Annotated in this window: 11 protein-coding genes; 5 read left to right on the top strand and 6 right to left on the bottom strand. The window is 48.7% G+C overall.

Annotated elements, in window-relative coordinates; translation table 11 throughout:
* Positions 1–79: 79 nt before the first annotated feature.
* The 3 genes from Q0K10_RS03350 to Q0K10_RS03360 all read right to left on the bottom strand — a co-directional run bounded on the left by Q0K10_RS03350 (position 80) and on the right by Q0K10_RS03360 (position 3222).
* Positions 80–1273 (bottom strand): hypothetical protein, encoded by a 1194-nt coding sequence (locus tag Q0K10_RS03350; protein ID WP_294503159.1) that lies wholly within the window; start codon positions 1271–1273, stop codon positions 80–82.
* A 1137-nt stretch (positions 1274–2410) separates the two neighbouring features.
* Complete coding sequence (locus Q0K10_RS03355) at positions 2411–2821, bottom strand: hypothetical protein (RefSeq protein WP_294503161.1); 411 nt, start codon at positions 2819–2821, stop codon at positions 2411–2413.
* Positions 2822–2895: 74 nt separating this feature from the next.
* Positions 2896–3222 (bottom strand): hypothetical protein, encoded by a 327-nt coding sequence (locus tag Q0K10_RS03360; RefSeq protein ID WP_294503163.1) that lies wholly within the window; start codon positions 3220–3222, stop codon positions 2896–2898.
* 492 nt (positions 3223–3714) lie between these two features.
* On the opposite strand from Q0K10_RS03360, the gene Q0K10_RS03365 reads away from it, so the two are divergent.
* Positions 3715–3993, top strand: a complete 279-nt coding sequence (locus Q0K10_RS03365; protein WP_294503165.1) for a hypothetical protein — start codon at positions 3715–3717, stop codon at positions 3991–3993.
* A 44-nt stretch (positions 3994–4037) separates the two neighbouring features.
* Here the strand turns inward: Q0K10_RS03365 and Q0K10_RS03370 are convergent, their stop codons facing one another.
* Together Q0K10_RS03370 and Q0K10_RS03375 are read right to left on the bottom strand one after the other, a co-directional pair.
* Positions 4038–5744 carry a recombinase family protein gene (locus Q0K10_RS03370; RefSeq protein WP_294503167.1) on the bottom strand — a complete coding sequence of 569 codons (1707 nt, stop codon included), beginning with the start codon at positions 5742–5744 and terminating at the stop codon, positions 4038–4040.
* Positions 5745–5835: 91 nt separating this feature from the next.
* Positions 5836–6522: a GIY-YIG nuclease family protein gene (locus tag Q0K10_RS03375; RefSeq protein ID WP_294503169.1), complete on the bottom strand. Its 687-nt coding sequence runs from the start codon at positions 6520–6522 to the stop codon at positions 5836–5838.
* Positions 6523–6612: 90 nt separating this feature from the next.
* On the opposite strand from Q0K10_RS03375, the gene Q0K10_RS03380 reads away from it, so the two are divergent.
* On the top strand, positions 6613–7320 hold the full coding sequence (locus tag Q0K10_RS03380) for a DUF1559 domain-containing protein (protein WP_294503172.1): 708 nt from the start codon (positions 6613–6615) through the stop codon (positions 7318–7320).
* A 7-nt stretch (positions 7321–7327) separates the two neighbouring features.
* A complete protein-coding gene (locus tag Q0K10_RS03385) occupies positions 7328–11062 on the top strand; it encodes a hypothetical protein (RefSeq protein ID WP_294503174.1) in 3735 nt (1244 codons plus the stop codon).
* Positions 11063–11118: 56 nt separating this feature from the next.
* On the opposite strand, the gene Q0K10_RS03390 is transcribed toward Q0K10_RS03385, so the two are convergent.
* Positions 11119–11472 (bottom strand): VOC family protein, encoded by a 354-nt coding sequence (locus tag Q0K10_RS03390; protein WP_294503176.1) that lies wholly within the window; start codon positions 11470–11472, stop codon positions 11119–11121.
* Between the two features lie 226 nt (positions 11473–11698).
* Here Q0K10_RS03390 and purB point away from each other — a divergent pair, with 226 nt between their 5' ends.
* Positions 11699–13138 (top strand): adenylosuccinate lyase, encoded by a 1440-nt coding sequence (gene purB, locus Q0K10_RS03395; protein ID WP_294503178.1) that lies wholly within the window; start codon positions 11699–11701, stop codon positions 13136–13138.
* 8 nt (positions 13139–13146) lie between these two features.
* The gene (uxaC, locus tag Q0K10_RS03400; RefSeq protein WP_294503180.1) at positions 13147–14520 is read left to right on the top strand and encodes a glucuronate isomerase; all 1374 of its coding nucleotides are present in this window, start codon (positions 13147–13149) and stop codon (positions 14518–14520) included.
* The last annotated feature ends 28 nt before the right edge of the window (positions 14521–14548 follow it).

Below are 14548 nucleotides of genomic sequence, written 5' to 3' on the forward strand. Positions count from 1 at the left end.
CTTCGGTGGTACTGTTTCTTACTATTATTATACGCTATTTCTCGTCAAAAATCAACCATTTGTTGTGACAGAGCCTTTTTTATAATCCAGTTTCGTATTTGAGAAGTTTATTGCCAGATAGTGCAATCGTTACTCTTTTGTATACATCCATATCTACTTGAGCAATTTTATTCAGGCAGCTAATGATCTTGTTTTGAGCGCGTTTGATCATGATTTTTGCGGAATTCTTTCTCTCTTGCCAGTTGTTTCCTTCAAGATACCCGTTGCCTTCAACAAGCATTCTGGCATCCTTATTCTTCTCATAGAAGTCACTGATAGCTTTTGCTATTGCAACGAACTCTTTTTTACCAGCTTCACCGATTTTAAAAGGCGTTGGATTATAATTAGCTGTATGCTCATTCCAATATTGCTGCCATTTCTCAATCGTCAACTGCGTGTCATCGTAGATGTCAACTTCCGTAAGATAAGACTCATCTATATTGTTTGAATGTGAAGAACTGCCGCTTAAATCAAGATCATCTTCAAGATCGGTTTGAATGATTTGTTTTACCTCTTCTGTAAGGTGTTTTGTTTCCTCTGCAAGCTGCTTGATATTCGGATCATTCACAATGATGACATCATCATAATTATTCTTTCTAGTTGCTGGTATTGGCAGTTGAAGTTCATTGCCGAAGTTGAATCTTTTTAATTTCTTTGAATACGTCGCTGAGATATTAAGTATTTTGAAGAACTCCGTAATTGCATTCATATTTCTGGTAACATTTGCATCACCGGACATGAAGTCGAGAACATCGATATGATTCAATGCTGAAGTCTTATGTTTGTAAGACGCGACACCAATTACATACAATCTCGCAATAAATGACTTATAAGAGCGGTTCTTCACTTTGCCAAGCAAATCCCATGCCCCCTCCGTAAGCTGATTTCTGTAAATCTCATGGTTGCCGTCCTCCTTGAGCGTGTCAACATTTGTTTTGATGTAGTGGACTAAACCGCTATGATTGAAAATGAATTCATCATAATCAGCAGTGAACTGATCATACCACTTGCATTTGGTCGTGTCAGTCAAATGCCTGAATCCACCATTGAAATTGAAGATAAGATTGAAAACAGAATACTTTTCTGCTGAACATTCAGCCTGCTCTTTGTTCAAACAGTAAGTCAACCATCCAGAAGCAAATACTCTCTCCCTTATAGACAGAGTATTAAACCCATGTTCAATTCTGAAATCCGTGATAAATTGAAAACGATCTACATTTGCATAAATCTTCATGCTATTTTCTCCATTTTTAATTTTCAAAAGTATTTATACAGGAAACCTTAATCTAGTTTTAGAATAGCAAAAATCTGAAAAAAGTTAACTGTTTTTGAAACAAAATAATATGATTCTGTAATGCCATGTTCTGGAGGTTTTTCGCATGTTCTGAGGGTTAATTTTCTGTTCTGGGGGTTAATGCCATGTTCTGGAGGTTTTTCGCATGTTCTGAGGGTTAATTTTCTGTTCTGGGGGTTAATTTTGCAGTTGTAAGTATTTGGATTCCAATGAAAAATATGAGCCGTATAAAGTATATAAAATAGGGTACTTCGTATAAAGTGGTGGGTAGAAAAATTATAAAATTATAGGTGTTTTTTTAAACCACCATTTTGTTGAGGATGAATAGAGAGTGGAGCTTTAGCTCCACATTCTTGAATAACTCATTTCTTTGGTAGTTGGTAAACTTTGATTTACCTTTAGGTAATTGAAATATTCTACTTAGTTCTTGATTGATTAAAATATCCACTTGAAATACTCTACTTAGTTCTTGATTGATTAAAAAACACCTACCTTTAGGTAATTGAAATATTCTACTTAGTTCTTGATTGTTTAAAATATCCACTTAAAATATTCTACTTAGTTCTTGGTTGATTAAAAACACCTACCTTTAGGTAATTGAAATATTCTACTTAGTTCTTGATTGTTTAAAATATCTACTTGAAATACTCTACTTAATTCTTGATTGATTAAAATATCCACTTGAAATACTCTACTTAGTTCTTGGTTGTTTAAAATATCCACCAAACATATTGAGCAGAATATCCGCTCGTTTTCTCCCTCGTTTTCTCCCGCGTTTATTTCTTAAGATTGTCTATTAGAATATGTCTGGTATTCATCCGGGTGATTGTGGATCACGTTATGTTGATGGATATAGTTTTATTCATCCAGCTATTTCGATTCAAATAGGCATAACGATGATAAAAAAATAGCCAACTGATGAAGGACTCACCAATTGGCCGTTACGGAGAAAATATGAGAATTAGTAGATCGTTACCACCACTTATTTCGCGGTGGCAAAGTTATTTATATCAGAATTCGTCATGTACAAAAAAAAATGGGATAGCCCATTATGAACTATCCCATGCATATTGATGGTTAGAGATTCTGCACTGTCACGTGAATGACTCTCTTGCTTCTGATGATGAGCATTCCGATAGAGAATCTCACGCTATTGGAAGTGAAGTTGAAATGTGCAACTGTATTACGGATATTTTCAGCGATTTTATCAATCAGAGGATCATCACCTCCATGACTGGACACGCTGATAATCCACCAACGGGAGCCGTCAAACATTTCATCATGGTAAAGCCTGTCACATTTCCAGCAAATCGTAATATTTCCGATATTCGTTTTGCCGTCAATCAGGTTGAACGTGATGGAAACATCTTTGTCGTCCATGTCGATAACATTACCTGTACAAACGATACGCACCTTTTGTTTCAGTGCTTCAAGTTCATACATGGCATTCAGTACTTCAGTTTCAGTTGCATTCTCAATCATGCTCATAATTTATAACCTTTCTTGTTTTAAGTTAAACGGGATAGCCCACCATGAGCTATCCCTCGTGTGACAGTTTTTAATTAGTCGAGCGGAAGCTCGCGTTTGAGCATCTCTTCGTGGTAGTGATGATACATGCGCTTGATGTCCTCGTTCGACATCTTTTTAATGCGGTAATCAGTCATCCAATCAGATTTCTTTGCCTTGTTCTCAGCTTCTTTATTGCTCTTTTTGCGTTCGAGAATTGCCAAATACCCCTTTACAATGAGAATCTCATCTTCACTTGCTGTTGCAAGATCAGCTCTTGCAATCTCAATCTGCCTGTCAATTTTGGACATACGATGTTTCTTTTCGGTATTCATCTTGACCTCAGTGTTAATGTTAATGTTTTCGTTCGTGAATTCGTTCATGATTACCTCGTTGTTGATGCTTTCGTTTACGATTTCAGCGGTGTTTTCAATTTCAGAATTCAGCATAATAAATGCCCTTTCATGTTTATTTTGAATTTTGCTTTACGATAGATTTGCTGTTCAAGCCCCTATTATAAGACCTCCTTTCTAGTGGAGCTTGACTGTTAATATGAGATACGGGAATACACTTCACCTATCACAATCATATTCTATTAAATTTTCAACCAACCCATAAAAATAATTTCTTATCTTCACTACTCCCAGAATATCAATATCGCTGAAAAAGTTAGCTGACATTCTGAAAAAAATGGAAAAATCTTTACCCGAGTGACAAGGCATCAAATTATCAGTACCTTCTTGATAGAGGAGCGTGTCTGCGCACGCGATAGCAGATTCTGAATAAAAGTTAACCACCAAAAGAGAAAATATTTGATTTTTTCTTATGGTAGTGGTATTATATTTGACACCCAACCCAACAAAGGAGGACGTCTCATGGCAGGGAAAGCACCGGAATCAGCCGAATTGAAAGCAGTTGTAGAAGCGTATGATCGTCTATCTGTTGGAGACCAAGCGCTCTTCCGCAGTAAGGCGTTTGCCAAGCTTTGTAATGGCCTGTCAAAAGAGCAACGAATCGCTTTCAAAGAGGAGCGTGCAAAATTTTTGGCTCGGTTGGAACAGGAAAAGAAAAAAGCAGCCCAACTTGAATCGGTAGCTGCTCTTTCAACTGAGGAACTGGAAGCCATTCTTGCTGCACGCAAGAAGAAAAAATAATCCAGCTAATCTGTTTCTATGGGGATAACCATCAAGGTTATCCCTTAATTTTTTCCAACTGCGATAATTTTCAACCTGTCAAATGAAACTATTTCTCTTATCGTGGTGTCCCCTTGATAAGCCGATGGATAGAGATACTTGATTGTGATCTTCGTATCCCTGAAGTCGAACTTGCTGAATTGTGGTGATTCCACTTCATCAATGTCAATGTCATATTTAGGGAAGTGTTTTTTATTTCCTCTGATATACCGCTCAAGTGGGATTTCTCCATAGACGGTATGAATAATCACTCTGTCCTCGAAGACAACGATTTTTTTGATTACTTCCTTTAGGTACTTTTCATACACCTCATTTGGAAGTTCTCTATTGATCAACGTGCAGAAGCTTGTCCATTGGTCATACATCATTTTATCTCTGTTGATCGGTTTGAACGAGGACCCTTCTGCAATGAGTTTTTGCAGCTCAGTTTTGCGTTTCTTATGGTTGACGAGCATTCTTTCCAACTGGTCTTCTGTGATGATTCCTCTAGAGAACATATCGAATAGCGGCTGTTCTTTTGCCGCCATGTTCTCGATCTCGATCTTGTACTGTTCGATTTGTTTCGCATTCTGCTCTTGTTTGAAGTATTCTTCCACTTTGTGTCTGAAGACCAGTAGCAAAATGGGATTTATCGCTTCGTAAATCCCCGAATAATCTTTCTTGTCAGCTTGAAATAAGACCACTCCACCTGTTTTGACGTTGGCCTTGAGGTTGGTGATATTCGGGAAATAGATGATTTGTGTACGATTCTTCGATACCACCAGCTTAGAATCTGTATAACCATCATACAGAAGCCCGCTGAACGGCAACCAACGATATTTTGCTTTAGGAGGATTCCGTTTTTTCTTCGTCATGATGTCTTGGACTTTCTTCCACTCATCGAAAGAAATGATCTCCTTACCGTTCATCTGCACATTTTTGATCAGTTCTTTTTGTGAGTTATACATATAACCCGCATAAATCGGATTTGCTGCAATGTGATATAGATTTGACTCATAACAACACTTCTTAAAACAATGTGGCCAACGCTCGTTGACATATCTGATGATTTCGTTATATGGCCTGTAATTTGCAATTTCCCGATAGATGAAACGAATGACTTTTGCTTTTTCTGGATCGACCTCAAGCTCGAATTTTCCCTTGTAAATCAAGCCGAAAGCCTTTCCTCCATTGCAGTTGTAACCACTGTCCCGAAGTTTCCTGAATGCGGCCATCGATTTTCGTCTACAAGTAGCAATATGTTCATGGTTGATTCTGTTTTGCAATGCTGTGATCAATGAGTCATTGAAAGTCCCTACATCAAGAACTCCATTATTGACAGTCATGATCTTGACATTGTTGACTATGAGCAACTGATTGACATAGCTTTCAAGGAATGATCCTGATATTGGCCTGTATAACCTTGTTATGTCATAGCATATTATATAATCAACCTTATTGAGTGCTTGTATCGCCTCTCCAAAACCACTCCTGAACATTTTGTGTCCAGTTTGCTCTTTGAACCAGCTTTGGAAAGCAATGTCCATACTTGCAATATTTTCTGCTCCTTCAGGATATGTTTTTCCAGAAGTGTTGAGGTCTTCAAATTCATCAATCACAGTGAGCTTTTCTTTTTTAGCAAGCTCTCTACATTTTTCTTTCTGAAGCTCAACAGACTCTGAAAACGTTTCTGAATCAGAACTGGATTGTCTTGCATATATAATGGCTTTCATCTTGTAAACCTCTTTTCTCCTAATATACAGTAATGGTCTTTAAATTCAAGGATCATTACTATTGGTGTATTTCATAAAAACGTACCCAAGATTATTTGAGTTTTCTTTTTCCGTATGGCTTTCTGCCTCGATAAAAACCATCAGGTACGATTTCATCATCTCTCAAGGCAATGTTTACTTCTCCATTCGTGTAAAAATGCTTCCCTGTATTCCAAGTAGGCTTTTCTCTTAATGATTCAGATATATGCTTTTTATGTTCTTCTGTTAGTTTTATTCCTTTTCTATTAGACGTTTTTCCCTTCAATGCACGAGAAATTGCTTCTCTGTGTTTTTGACGTTCTTTATCGCTTTTATAAAGCCAAGCAAGTCGTAATTTTCCTTTTGTCTCATCAGAAACAATACGCCCTTTCAGTGATTCTGATTGTTTCTTTCGTGTTTCGTCAGATACAATTTTCCCTTTATTAGAGTTTGAGATTTTTTCTTTAGTATCAACTGATTGGATAAATCCATTATCTCCGCCAGTCTGATTGTTGTAACAACGAGGGTCATTCATGACATCTTCAGTCAGCCATCTTTTTTCTGCTTCATTTAGCTCATCGTATGAGTTGCAGAATTCGAGTATGTTTCGATAAAAATGCTGTTTCCCAAATTGTTTGATCTTCTTCAAGATAGTCATTCCTGTTCCAATATAGCCATCATTAAGGTTTTCTGTGCAATGCTTACCGATGTAAAATTCACCTGTCAAGACATTGGTTGTTTTATATATGATGTAATACATTTTTTAGTCCTCTTAGTATATTGAGATTATTTATAGCAAATACACCTATGAGTTACATAAAAACGCACCCATGATCGAACATTATTCGTCGTGATTGCGATCATTGCGATTCTGGCCTCGATGCTGCTGCCCGCCTTGAACAAGGCACGGGAGCGGGCGCAAGCCGCTTCGTGTTTGAACAACTTGAAACAGATCTCTTCCGCGATCAGCATGTATGTGACCGATTTCGGGTTCACTCCCGCCGCGGTTCCCCCGTGGGCGGATACCGGCCGTGAACAGTGGCACGGCAAGCTCGACAAACTTTACCTGGGCGGCGCCTCCTGGGAGAGAAACTCCTTCCAGTCGGAAACCGTTCGTCCGGTCAAGATCTGGGATTGCCCGGGAAGGCGCATGCTGCTCGGCAGCAACAGCGATCTGAGCAAGAACAAAAATCAAATTTACGGAACCGGCGGTTACACCGCCAATGTCGGGATTCTGCCGCATTTTCTCGATGGAAACACTTCCTGGCGGGTGTGGATCCGGGCGGAAAAAGTGAAGGAGCCCTCGCGCTGTCCGACAGTTTTCGAGTCGGTTCACTATGCCGCAGGCACTTACTGGTTCCGGGAAAGCGGTACCTTCCAGATGTTGCGCTTTGAACATGGAAACGCGATGAACATGGCGTTTCTGGACGGACATGCCGCCGCGGTGCAGTGCCGTCCCGCGCTCTGGAGCGATCCCTGGCTGAACGGTCAGTTCCCCTCCCGGCAATATCCCTGGTGGCTGATTACCACGTGGACCGATGTAACCAACAGATGGTGAGAAACGTATGAAGAAAATTGGTCTGTTTTTCGCTCTTTCCGGATGCTTTGCGGCTTTTGCCGCTCCCGAACTTGTTACCGTCGGAGACGCAGGCAACGCGGGGAAAAAGGTATACTTCCACGAAGTGCCGAATCCTTATCCGCGCGGCGGGGTCAGTTATCCTTACCGGATCGGAAAATCCGAGGTGACGAATGCGCAGTACGCCGAATTCCTGAACGCCTGTGCGGCAAAATCCGATCCGCACGCTCTTTTCGACCCCCGCATGAAGATTGTACGCAGCGGAACGGAAGGAGCATGGCACTACGCCGCGGCGGCAGATGCGGCGGAGGAGGGGGTGAATTTCGTCAGCCGGGTCAATGCGGCACGTTACTGCAACTTTCTTACGACCGGTGATCCGGAAAAGGGCGCCTACACCATTGCCGAGAGGCCGCGGGAGAACGGCAGAGTGTTTGAGGCGATTATCGGATACCGCGACCTGACGTTTCCGGACGCCCCGCGCGTTTATGCGCTCCCTGACATGCACGAATTTTTCAAGGCGGGCTGGTATGACGGGCGTGGCGGATATCGAGAACTGACTGCCGAAACCCGGAATGAACCGTCGCATTACGGCGTTGTGAAACACGCTTCCGGATTGCGCGAACATATGGAGAACAAATTTTATGCGGGCGCGCCGTTTGTGCTCGGCGCGGATGACGGAAGTACCGACTTCGCCGCGCTGAATACCGCCCGGCTCTGGCAGCAGCCGGAGTACGAGGGACGCGCGACAGCGGGATTTCGAGTCGTGGCTACAGCTCCGCTGCAGATCGGAGACCGGCTGAACCGGCGCAATAACTTCTTTTTTGAAAAGAGCGAACCGGCCCTGCTCCGGATCCGTTCCGATGCGCCCGCCCGCAAGGCGGCCTTCCGGCTTGAATTGCGCGATTTCTCCGACAAGCCGGTCTGGTCAAAGCGGATTGAACCGGAACTGAAGCCCGGCGTGACCGCGATTCCGGTCGCGCTGCCCGGAGCGGATGGTTATTATGAACTGCGCGTTACGCCGGAAGACGCTTCCTTCAATGGAAACAGTGTCGTGATTCCGCTGGCGGTGATGCGCGATCCGGTCGACAACGGTGCGGAGGGAAATTTCGGTTTCACCTGCCATATCACCAGACGGGAACGGCGGTACAGTTTCGAGGAGTTCGATTTCGATCTGCTGCGCCGTCTCGGCGTGAGCAATGTGCGGGTGGATGTCGGCTATGACGACATCGGCGGAGCTCAGAGCGTTTTGCGCCGGGTCAGGGCCGCCGGACTGAACCCGCTGGGGATCATCACAAGTTCCGGGGTGAACGGTTATCCCGCCATCGCGAAGAACCGGGCGGAGAATCCGGCAATGGTGGAGAAATGGGCAAAATACGGCATCCCTGCCGATTACGCATGGTACGCCGAACAGGTCTACAAACTGATTTCAGCCCATAAAGGAGTGGTGCGGGACTGGGAGTTCGGCAACGAGCCGACCTACTGGGAGATTCTGCCCGAAGATTACGCCCAGATGTTGAAGGCCGGATACAAGGCGGCGAAGCTCGCGAATCCGGAATGCAACGTGATGGCCGGCGATCTGAATGCGATCCATGCGCCGGTGTTCCGGACAGGCGGGGCGCGTTTCTGTGATTCGATTGCGAGCCACATTTACGGCTTTTACGTTCCGATGTTCTGGGGCATTGCCGGGAAGATGCGCGAACTCAACGGCTGGAAAGCCGCGGCCGGGATTCCGGAAACTCCGGTCTGGCTCACGGAGATCGGCGGTTGCACGTACAGCTCCATGCATATGATTCCGGTGCGGACGCTCGATGAGGTGCGCCGTTATCAGGCGGTTCACCAGCCTAAAGTCATGCTGGGCGGACTCGCGTTCGGTGCGTCCAAGGTGCTTCCGTACAATTTTCGTGATGTTCCGGTCGACTTCCTCGAGGAGGAGTTCGGCATGCTCGACCGTTACGGGCGGCCGAAACCGGGTGCCGCAAGTTACCGGGCCGTTGCGAAACTCTTCGGCAAGGCGAAATTCGAAGGATTTGTGAAGGGGCATTCGCTGAAGGCGGGGGAGATTGCCGGGCTCTCGTTCCGGGATGACCTCGGACAGCGGGTAATCTCGTTCTGGCGCAACGATCCTTACGGATACGATCAGTTTCAAATTCCGTTTTTCGACACGATCCGTCCGGCGCAGACCGTTCGGCTGAAAGCCGCCGGGAACGAAATCGAATTCTTCAACCTCTCGGGCGGTGCGTCGACGTTGCCGGTGAAGGATGGTTATGTGGAAATCCCCGTCTGCGAATACCCGGTATTTGTACGCGGCGGTATCGAACCGGAGTTTGACAAGGTCTCGACGGCACATGAGATTCCGAAGCTGAATCTTCCTGATGCCCGGGTGAAGATTCTGCCTTCTGCCCCTTCGCGCGCCTGTGATCTGATGTCTGGTGCCGTTCTCGAACTCATTGCCGGGAGCCGTGATACGGTGAAAATCCATGTATACAACCTGAAGGCGCACCCGCTGTCCGGAACTGTGCGGCTCATCCCGAAGAACAACTGGCGGGAGTGGGCGTGGAATGTAGTTCCCGCCGCAGTGAAGCTCGACATCCCCGGCGACGGAATGGGCGAGGCTGCATTTACAATTCCCGTCCCGCGCAATGCGAAGCCGGATCAGCTCTTCTACCTCGATGCCGTTTTCGAGACCGAACCGGGTGTGGAATTCCGCGATACGGTCGTGTTTCGGGCGGTGGAGCGGAAACTTCCGCTCAATGAGTGGATCACTTATGCAAAAGGCTTTCAGCTCGCCTCGGCGGAAAATGGCAGACGGATCCGGATCTCGTGGGAAAAGGAACGCGCTTCGTTCGTGAGCTTTTTCCTGCGCACTCCGCAACTGTTTGCGGAGGAGGCCGCGAAACTTGCGGTCGACGTAGGGGTTCCGGTGTGTTCCGACCGGGCGAAGATTCATGCGGTCAACCTGCTTTTTATGGACAGGAACGGTGAGATTTTTCAGCTCAAACAGTCGCGGACGCTGCCGGATGGCGAGTGGAACGTTATCCGTTTTGATGCTTCCGGCATCCTGAAGCCGGGGGTCATCGTTCACAAAGGAGGCGATGGGAAGGTCGATTTCCCGGTTCGGCTGCTCGGATTCAATTTCGAGCTCCGTCCCGATGCGGCAGCGGACGGTTCGATTCTGGTCGGTTGCTGGGAGCGCCTCAAACCGCAGAAACGTTGGGAGCGCGGCGGCTGGACCGTGTACGGCGAGGGGTACAAGCTCGCGCGGAGTGCGGACGATTCGGAGCTGATTGTGACGCGCACACCGGGAGGCCGCTCCTATGCTTCTCTTTTCACAACGAAACCGCCCGTGCTCGCGAAAGATGCGTCGTCGTGGCCGAAATCGGTCGAGATTTCGTTCCGGCCGGAGAAGGTCGCGGTTCACTCGGTCAGTTTCCTTGTGCAGGACGCATCGGGCGAGACGTTCCAGGTGAAGGAGGACATCACTCCGGTTGTCGGTCAGTCGCGATCGCTGCGGTTCGACCTTGCCCGGATTCCGCAGGGGCGGAGTTTGATCGTTTACGGCGGCGATGGAAATCGGAAACTCGACTATCCGGTCCGGCTGCTCGGATTCAACTTCGAATTTGTCAGGAGCGATGAATCCGGAACGTTGACGGTCAGACCTCCGGAATTCGATAAAACCACCGAAGTTGAAACCGGCGGAGGCGGCGGCGCGGTCGCAATGGAATGAGCCGGTGAAAACGGGAGGGGGCGGGGCGTCTCCTCCTGCTTTTTTGCCGGAACAATTTAGGACTGACAGACGAGGAAGGGGTTGCCTTCGGGGTCGAGTCCGCGCCGGTATTCGACGATGCCGATTCGAATCGGATCAGGCTCAAGCGGGCAGCCGCTGTCGTCAAGTTTCCGGGCGAACGCTTCAAGATCCGGCACCGCAAAGGCGAAGTTCGCCGCGGCCGAGGCGTGCTCCAGATACTCCGCCGCACTCTTCTCCAACGTGAGCGTCAATTTGTCGCCCAGAACGAAAACCACCGCGAACGTGCTGTCGAACACCGGTTCCCCGAGCCTGAGCAGGTCGCGGTAGAAAATCCGGCAGCCGTCCAGATCGTTCACCTTCAGAACCAGGCCGAAATACGCAGCATTCATCGATCGTTCCCCGTAACTTTTTTCTGCGGAACACCGGTCTCCCGATCTCTCCGCCTTATCGAAACTCTTCCCCGGAGGCCATAAAAAAACGGTTTTAAAACCGTTTCGCCTTGCCAAACCGGTTTTTGTGACTTAAATTATATATAGCTTTGTTTTCCGCGAAGTCAACTCCGGTTTTGCAAATAAGTTTAAAATAACCAATGGAATCCGAACAAGGGGGTTTTCCGTGAATCACAACACCTATGCCAGCCCGCTGACCGACCGCTATGCCGGGGCGGAAATGAGTTATATCTGGTCGCCGCAGTTCAAGCACTCCACCTGGCGGCGGCTCTGGCTCGAACTCGCGAAGTGCGAACAGAAACTCGGGCTGGAGATCACCGACTCCCAGATCCGCCAGATGTCCGAACACCTCGACGACATCGATTTCGACCGCGTCGCCGAAAAGGAGAAGGAGCTGCGGCATGACGTCATGAGCCACATCCACGTCTTCGGCGAATGCTGCCCGGAGGCGATGCCGATCATCCACCTCGGCGCCACGAGCTGCTTCGTCACCGACAACACCGAGCTCATCCAGATGCGCGAAGGCATGAAAATTCTGCGCGGAAAACTTCTGAAACTCATGGCCCAGATGGCCGATTTCTGCGAGAAGAACCGCGAGCTGCCGACGCTCGGATTCACACATTATCAGCCCGCGCAGCTCACCACGGTCGGAAAACGCTTCTGCCTTTATCTGCAGGATTTCATGCTCGACTTCGAACGGCTTGAGCGGGAGATCGAGACTCTGCCGTTCCGCAGCGTGAAGGGCACCACCGGTACCCAGGCGAGCTTTCTCGAGCTTTTCGACGGCGACCATGCAAAGTGCCGGCAGCTTGAAAAGGATGTCGCAGCCGCGATGGGATTCGACCATGTGATCGCGGTTTCCGGGCAGACCTACACGCGCAAGATCGACTACTTCGTCATGTCGATCCTCTCCGGCATCGCTCAGTCGGCCGCGAAGATGGCGACCGACATCCGGCTGCTCGCAAATCTGAAGGAGGTCGAGGAACCGTTCGGCAAAAAGCAGATCGGCTCCTCCGCGATGGCCTACAAACGCAATCCGATGCGCTGCGAGCGGGTCTGTTCGCTCGCGCGGTACGTCATGAATCTGCCAGGCAACGCCGCGATGACCGAGGCGACCCAGTGGTTCGAACGGACGCTCGACGACTCCGCGAACCGCCGGATTCTGCTCGGAGAAGGATTCCTCACGGTCGACATCATTCTGTCGCTGCTCATCAACATCACGGACGGCATCCAGCTCTGGCCGAACGTGATCCGGCGCCACATCCAGGCGGAGTTGCCGTTCATGGCCACCGAGAATCTGCTGATGGCCGCCGTGAAGAAGGGCGGAAACCGCCAGGAGCTGCACGAAGTGATCCGCACCCATTCGATGGCCGCCGCGCGCCGCGTGAAGGAGGAGGGGGCCGACAACGACCTGCTCGAACGGCTCAAGGCCGATCCGGCATTCGACTGCATCCGCGACGAGTTCGACTCGCTGCTCGATCCGGCGACCTTTGTCGGCCGCGCGCCGCGGCAGGTGGAGGAGTTCCTCTCTGAGCAGATTCGCCCGATTCTCGAAAAATATCGCGCGGAGCTTTCGGAAGCCTCCGCTGATTCCATTAATGTATAAGGAGTTGCATGATGGCTTTTCTGGATTCGAATTATCTCATCACGAATGAAACCGGTCTGCGCATTTTTGCGGAGATCCGGAACCTCCCCGTGGTCGACCCGCACAACCACGCGAATGTGAAGGAGATCGCCGAAAACACAAATTACGCCGACGCGTGGCAGCTCTTTGCCGCGACCGACCATTACGTGTGGGAGATGCTGCGCAAGCGGAACGTTCCGGAGAATCTCATCACCGGAGATGCCGCGCCGAAGGAGAAGTTCCTTGCGATGGCGAAGATTTTTCCGGAGCTGGCTGGCAATCCGGTTTACGAGTGGATCCACCTCGATCTCAAGAACTATTTCGGCATCACCGAACAGCTTTGCGGAGAGAGCGGTGAACGGATCTGGAACGAAGTGAATGCGAAACTCGCGACCGATGCTTATCGTCCGCAGCAGTTGCTGACCGGTCCGCTGAATGTCGAAGTCATGAGTTCGACCGACGACCTCATCGACACGCTCGAGTACCACAAGCAGGTCAACGAGGCGGTCGGTCGTGTGCTTGTCCGACCGACCTGGCGGCCGGACAAGGCGATGAAGATCTTCGCTCCGGGCTGGCGCGACTATATCCATCAGGTTGAAGAGCGGTTCGGCATGAAGATCGAGAGTTTCGACGACATGCTCGAAGCGATGACGCGTTCCCATGCGTTTTTCGCCGAGAACGGCTGCCGGGCGAGCGATCATGGCCTCGAATATCCGGTCTACGCCGACTGCGCGTTCGGGAATGTGAATGAAACCTTCCGCAAGGCGCTCGCCGGAAAGGATTTGACGCAGTCGGAAATCGACTGTTACATGGGCACATTCCTCGCGGAGGCCGCGGCTCTGAACGCCGAGACCGGCTGGGTGACGCAGCTGCATATCGGAGCGGTGCGCGATGTCCGGTATTCGCTCTACGAATCGCTCGGGCCCGATGTCGGTGGCGACGTTTCGAACCATCTGCTTGATTTTACTCCGAATCTGGTTCGTTTTCTGAACCGTTTCGATGGACGGCTGAAGGTCGTGCTCTACTGCATGGACGCGATCCATCAGATGACGCTTGCGACGCTGACGCGCGCATTCGGGGCGACCGTTTCGCTCGGTTCGGCCTGGTGGCTGAACGACACGCCGATCGGCATGCGCCGCCAGCTTGAGTATATCGGTTCGATCGATGTGCTTTCGAATTTTGCCGGAATGGTTTCGGATTCGCGCAAACTGCTGAGTTACGGATCGCGTTTCGAGATGTTCCGGCGCGTGCTTTCGGATGTGCTCGGCGGGATGGTCGAACGCGGTCAGATGCCGGAGCAGATCGCCATGGAGCTTGCGGCCCGGATGGCTTATTCCGGCGTCAAGAGCTTCTGGAACTTGTAATCGGTCCGGGGAACGTGTATATTCTGTT

The organism is uncultured Victivallis sp. (genome assembly GCF_944391105.1).
In the GTDB taxonomy this organism is placed as follows: Bacteria; Verrucomicrobiota; Lentisphaeria; order Victivallales; family Victivallaceae; genus Victivallis.

Excerpts from the sequence above, each read along its gene's own strand:
- Q0K10_RS03350 (WP_294503159.1), bottom strand. The coding sequence starts at position 1,273 with ATGAAGATTTATGCAAATGTAGATCGTTTTCAATTTATCACGGATTTC.
- Q0K10_RS03355 (WP_294503161.1), bottom strand. The coding sequence starts at position 2,821 with ATGAGCATGATTGAGAATGCAACTGAAACTGAAGTACTGAATGCCATG.
- Q0K10_RS03360 (WP_294503163.1), bottom strand. The coding sequence starts at position 3,222 with ATGAACGAATTCACGAACGAAAACATTAACATTAACACTGAGGTCAAG.
- Q0K10_RS03365 (WP_294503165.1), top strand. The coding sequence starts at position 3,715 with ATGGCAGGGAAAGCACCGGAATCAGCCGAATTGAAAGCAGTTGTAGAA.
- Q0K10_RS03370 (WP_294503167.1), bottom strand. The coding sequence starts at position 5,744 with ATGAAAGCCATTATATATGCAAGACAATCCAGTTCTGATTCAGAAACG.
- Q0K10_RS03375 (WP_294503169.1), bottom strand. The coding sequence starts at position 6,522 with ATGTATTACATCATATATAAAACAACCAATGTCTTGACAGGTGAATTT.
- Q0K10_RS03385 (WP_294503174.1), top strand. The coding sequence starts at position 7,328 with ATGAAGAAAATTGGTCTGTTTTTCGCTCTTTCCGGATGCTTTGCGGCT.
- Q0K10_RS03390 (WP_294503176.1), bottom strand. The coding sequence starts at position 11,472 with ATGAATGCTGCGTATTTCGGCCTGGTTCTGAAGGTGAACGATCTGGAC.
- uxaC (WP_294503180.1), top strand. The coding sequence starts at position 13,147 with ATGATGGCTTTTCTGGATTCGAATTATCTCATCACGAATGAAACCGGT.